This window comes from Vibrio sp. V19_P1S1T109, assembly GCF_002241375.1.
Classification (GTDB): domain Bacteria; phylum Pseudomonadota; class Gammaproteobacteria; order Enterobacterales; family Vibrionaceae; genus Vibrio; species Vibrio anguillarum.
The window spans coordinates 1-5,167 of the sequence record NZ_NDIM01000349.1 but is presented as its reverse complement, the minus strand read 5'-3'; the positions used below and the strand labels follow the sequence as shown (position 1 = coordinate 5,167).

Below are 5,167 nucleotides of genomic sequence, written 5' to 3'. Positions count from 1 at the left end.
CGAAGATTTGTGCTCAGAAAGGTTAATTTCGAACAATAATATCAGGTTAGGCCGATAATATTTCCTTTAGAATCAATGTCTAAATACATGAAGGCGGGTTTTTCAGGAAGACCCGGCATGGTCATCACGTTGCCGCATAGCGCATAGATAAAGCCAGCACCCGCACAGAGCTTTAATTCGCGGATCGGTACATCAAAACCTTTTGGTGCGCCTTTAATCGCAGCGTTGGTTGAAATTGAAAGCGGCGTCTTCGCCAAACAGACAGCAAGCTTCCCGTAACCTTGCTCTTGCATGTTGTGCATTTGACGTCGTGCTTTATCAGTAAAAGTGACGCTTGCCGCGCCATAGCCCTTTTTCGCTACGGCGTTGATCTTATCTTTGATCGTCTGCTGTGCTTGGTATAACGGTGTGAACGTACTCACTTTTTGACACTGCTTAATGACTTTGGAAGCAAGCTCAGTCGTCCCTTCGCCTCCAAGAGCAAAACCTTCACTCAGTGCAACCTCTACCTGGTAGGGTAGTGCGTGAATCATCATTGCGAGCTGCTCAAGCTCTTCTTGGCTGTCTTGTGGAAAGCGGTTAATGGCAATTACGGCGGGTATTCCATACTTACTCACATTTTCAATATGCCATTTGAGATTTTCAAAACCGGACACCAACGCGGCATGGTCTGGCTGAAATAGAGTGTCGGGAACTGGCTGGCCGGGACGCAATTCATACAGACCAGAGTTCGCTTTTAAGCCGCGAAGTGTGGTGACGATAACGGCGCAATCTGGCGCTTTCCCAGATGTCGCGGCTTTAATATTGCACGCCTTTTCAAATCCCATATCAGAGCCAAAGCCGCCTTCCGTTACAGTAAATTCGGCTAACCTTGTGGCGATGTCATCAGCGATAATAGAAGAGTTACCGTGCGCGATATTGGCAAAAGGCCCGGCGTGAATCAGTGTCGGTACGCCTTCTAACGTTTGCATTAATGTAGGTTCAATCGCCTCTTTCATACTGACAGCCATCGCCCCAGCGACTTGCAAATCTTCAGTGGTAATCGGTGTACCATGGTGACTATAGGCGACGACAATTCGCCCAATCCGTTGACGCAGATCGTTTAAGTTTTTGGCTAATGCAAGAATCGCCATCAGCTCAGAAGCCGCTGAAATATCAAAACCGTCTTCACGTTCAAAGCCATTGATTGATTTATCCGTTTCATTTCGGCCCACGGTGACCATGCGCAGTGCGCGATCGTTGTGATCCATCACTCGCTTCCAAACCACATTATTCGGGTCGATACGCAGTGCTTTCATTGCGGTGCGCTGCTCGAAATCGTCATAACCAAGGCGCTGTTCGTGATAGATCCGGGCATCTATCGCCGCTGCCGCAAGGTTATGCGCGGCTGTTACGGCGTGGATATCGCCAGTGAGATGCAAATTGAGCTCTTCCATTGGTGCCACTTGTGAATAACCGCCGCCAGCGGCTCCGCCCTTAACACCAAAGATTGGTCCCATTGAGGGTTGACGAATACATGCCATCACCGAATGACCCAATTTTGCCATTCCTTGTGATAGGCCTATGGTCGTGACGGTTTTTCCTTCCCCTAATGGCGTTGGGGTAATGGCAGTCACAAGGATTAACTTTCCAACCGTTTGTGTTTGCAAACGTTCAAGGCAACTTAATGAAATTTTCGCCTTAAAGCGGCCTTGGCTGTGGAATTCGCTGGCGGTGAATCCTGCTTTGTTAGCGATAGCCTCTATGGAGGTTAATGAAGTGGCGCGGCAAATTTCAATATCAGGCAGCATAAAACCCTCATTATTTAGTATTGTACGGGTTGGGGAAACGTTTGCGTCGCGATAATAACGTCAAAAAATGGGTTGTAAAGTTATTTAATGAGTGGATTATAAACTAATGTCTGAGCTTTTAGCTCGATTCTTCGTTCTCTTTTGTGTCATTGTCGTTGGGCTCTTTATGATGATCATCTTCAAGTTGATCACTATCTTGTTGATCATAATGCTTGACGACAAAGGGGGTTAACATAACGGAAGAGGGAAGAAAACGTTTCATATGGATTTCCTTGTTTGTTAGTAACTGAACATATGGTATTGAAACTCGACTTACACTGCTTTAGCTCTGACGGCCTTTACTCTATAATGCGGCGTTTTTACTAGGCCAACCTTACCTCACTGCGGATATTTTATGATTTCAAAAAACCAACTGAAACTACTTCGTGCTTTAGGCCAAAAGAAACAGCGCAAGGCTCATGGCCTGTTTTTAGTGCAAGGCGAAAAGAACGTGTTGGAATTGATTAACAGCCAACTGACGGTGAAGCAGGTTTTTGCCACTGCGGAGTTTATCGCACAAAACCGCGTTGAGCTTAGTGTTTTTGAATGCATTGAGGCCACATTAGATGACTTAACCAAAGCCAGCACCTTGGTGAGCAATAATGCGGCAATCGCCGTCGTTGAGATCCCCGAAGTGACGGTGCCTGAAGCGAAAGGATTGATGATCGCTCTCGATGGTGTTTCTGACCCCGGTAATTTAGGGACGATTATCCGTGTTGCTGATTGGTATGGCATTAAACACATTGTCGCTAGCCACGATTGCGCCGATCCATACAATCCCAAGACCATCAGTGCCACCATGGGTAGCTTTGGGCGTGTTACGGTGAGCCAAGTGGATTTGAGTGCTTATTTACAGAGTTCAAATCTACCTGTTTATGGGGCTTTTTTAGAAGGTGAGAGCGTACATCATACGAAATTTGCAGCAGAAGGGATTTTATTGATGGGCAGTGAATCGCATGGTATTCGTGCCGAAGCGGCTCAATATGTCACCGACAAAATCACCATTCCCGCCTTCGGGGGAGCAGAGTCACTTAACGTAGCAATGGCTACGGGTATTATTTTGGATAACCTGCGCCGCCAACATCACTAGATCAAACCAAGATCACTCGGTCAATAAGTAAAGCTTAAAAGTTGTTGCTTTGGATTGTCGTCAAAAAGCGTGATAACGGATGCCGTGTTTGCGCTTTTTTTATAACGCTAGTTATAAAAAGAAAAGACTACTTCTCTAACATCCCCAGTTTGTTTGGCACGCCATTCCATTTTTCAGCATCATCCATGGCTGGTTTGACTTCGGTTTGCACCGGCCATATATCGGCAAGCTCAGCATTGAGTTCGATGTAAATCTTCTGATCTTCTGGGAGTTCATCTTCTTGAAAGATAGCTTGAGCTGCACATTCAGGAACACATAAACCGCAATCAATGCATTCAATGGGGTTGATCACCATAAAATTGGGGCCTTCGTGAAAGGCATCTGCAGGGCATACCGCGACACAGTCAGTAAATTTACATTGGATGCAATTATCCGTTACGACAAACGCCATGATGATCAGCTCTTAGTTAGTCAAAAATGAAGAATGGGGATAATACGCATCCCAAGTTAAATTTCAACATCCAACGCTATCAATATCTAGCGTAACGTGTGATGAATTCGGGATTTAGTATGACAGATAACGCTATTTCCCGTAAAATGCGCGCCATTGTGAGCGGGCCGCTTGCGGCTTTGGCTAAGACACCGACTAAAACGAGACACCGACATGATACGTTTAACCGAAATTAAACTTCCTTTGGACCACGAGGAAGGGGCAATTTTTGCTGCTATTACTGAAAAACTTGGTATTGCTGATGAACAAGTTCTTTCATTCAATGTGTTTAAACGTGGCTACGATGCTCGTAAGAAAACGAAAATCATGCTGATTTACACGCTAGATGTGAGCGTGGAGAATGAAACAGAGTTGCTTGCTCAGTTTGCTGATGATCCGCATGTGAAAGTGACGCCGGATATGGAGTACAAATTCGTTGCTCAAGCGCCAGCGAATCTTACTGAGCGCCCAGTGGTGATAGGCTTTGGCCCTTGTGGTCTATTCGCAGGACTGATTCTTGCTCAAATGGGGTTTAACCCAATCATTGTCGAGCGTGGTAAAGAAGTGCGCGAACGCACCAAAGATACCTTTGGTTTTTGGCGTAAACGTACATTGAATACTGAATCTAACGTGCAGTTTGGCGAAGGTGGAGCGGGAACTTTTTCTGATGGAAAACTCTATAGCCAAGTGAAAGATCCTAACTTCTATGGTCGTAAGGTCACTACAGAATTTGTCGCTGCGGGCGCACCTGCTGAAATCATGTACGTGAGCAAACCGCACATTGGCACGTTCAAATTGGTGACCATGATTGAAAAAATGCGTGCCAAAATCATCGAATTAGGCGGTGAAATTCGTTTTAGTACTCGTGTTGATGACATTCACATCGAAGAAGGGCAAATTACCGGGCTTACGCTGTCAAATGGTGAAGAAATTAAAACGCGTCATGTTGTCCTTGCGGTCGGTCATAGCGCACGTGATACCTTTGAAATGTTGCATGAACGTGGCGTTTATATGGAAGCCAAACCCTTTTCAGTAGGGTTCCGTATTGAACATAAACAATCAATGATTGATGAAGCGCGTTTTGGCTCGAATGCGGGTAACCCCATTCTTGGCGCGGCGGACTACAAATTGGTTCACCACTGTAAGAATGGCCGCACTGTTTATAGCTTCTGCATGTGCCCCGGTGGCACGGTAGTGGCGGCTACTTCTGAAGAGGGGCGCGTTGTGACCAATGGCATGAGCCAATATTCTCGCGCAGAACGTAATGCTAACAGTGCGATTGTGGTGGGTATTGATCCTGAACGTGATTATCCCGGTGATCCGCTGGCGGGCGTGCGCTTCCAACGTGAGCTTGAATCAAGAGCTTATCAACTTGGCGGCGAAAACTACGATGCGCCAGCACAAAAAATTGGTGACTTTTTACAAGGTCGTGATCCGAGTGCGTTAGGTGATGTCGAACCCTCTTTTACACCCGGCATCAAGTTGACAGATATTTCAAAAGCGTTGCCTGATTTTGCCATTGAAGCCATTCGTGAAGCGATCCCAGCGTTTGATAAGCAGATCAAAGGATTTGCCTCTGATGATGGTTTGTTAACTGGAGTAGAAACTCGCACGTCATCACCTATTTGCATTAAACGGGGTAAAGATTTCCAAAGCATCAACCTGAAAGGCTTTTATCCGGCAGGTGAAGGTGCAGGTTATGCTGGCGGGATTTTATCAGCAGGCATTGATGGTATTAAAGCGGCCGAAGCATTGGCG

At 46.1% G+C, this 5,167-nt stretch carries 5 protein-coding genes; 2 read left to right on the top strand and 3 right to left on the bottom strand.

Annotated elements, in window-relative coordinates; translation table 11 throughout:
• Positions 1-41: 41 nt before the first annotated feature.
• Positions 42-1,790: a formate--tetrahydrofolate ligase gene (locus tag B9J87_RS16465; RefSeq protein WP_094151757.1), complete on the bottom strand. Its 1,749-nt coding sequence runs from the start codon at positions 1,788-1,790 to the stop codon at positions 42-44.
• Between the two features lie 118 nt (positions 1,791-1,908).
• Positions 1,909-2,052: a hypothetical protein gene (locus tag B9J87_RS17815; RefSeq protein ID WP_013867835.1), complete on the bottom strand. Its 144-nt coding sequence runs from the start codon at positions 2,050-2,052 to the stop codon at positions 1,909-1,911.
• 132 nt (positions 2,053-2,184) lie between these two features.
• On the opposite strand from B9J87_RS17815, the gene B9J87_RS16460 reads away from it, so the two are divergent.
• Positions 2,185-2,919 carry an RNA methyltransferase gene (locus B9J87_RS16460; protein WP_047688384.1) on the top strand — a complete coding sequence of 245 codons (735 nt, stop codon included), beginning with the start codon at positions 2,185-2,187 and terminating at the stop codon, positions 2,917-2,919.
• A 127-nt stretch (positions 2,920-3,046) separates the two neighbouring features.
• On the opposite strand, the gene fdxA is transcribed toward B9J87_RS16460, so the two are convergent.
• Entirely contained in the window at positions 3,047-3,370 is a 324-nt protein-coding gene (fdxA, locus tag B9J87_RS16455; RefSeq protein WP_010318513.1) for a ferredoxin FdxA, read from the bottom strand.
• A gap of 213 nt (positions 3,371-3,583) precedes the next feature.
• Between fdxA and B9J87_RS16445 the strand changes: the two genes are divergently transcribed.
• Positions 3,584-5,167: NAD(P)/FAD-dependent oxidoreductase (locus B9J87_RS16445; RefSeq protein ID WP_094151755.1), on the top strand; the 1,584-nt coding region annotated here is incomplete at its 3' end.

Excerpts from the sequence above, each read along its gene's own strand:
- B9J87_RS16465 (WP_094151757.1), bottom strand. The coding sequence starts at position 1,790 with ATGCTGCCTGATATTGAAATTTGCCGCGCCACTTCATTAACCTCCATA.
- B9J87_RS17815 (WP_013867835.1), bottom strand. The coding sequence starts at position 2,052 with ATGAAACGTTTTCTTCCCTCTTCCGTTATGTTAACCCCCTTTGTCGTC.
- B9J87_RS16460 (WP_047688384.1), top strand. The coding sequence starts at position 2,185 with ATGATTTCAAAAAACCAACTGAAACTACTTCGTGCTTTAGGCCAAAAG.
- fdxA (WP_010318513.1), bottom strand. The coding sequence starts at position 3,370 with ATGGCGTTTGTCGTAACGGATAATTGCATCCAATGTAAATTTACTGAC.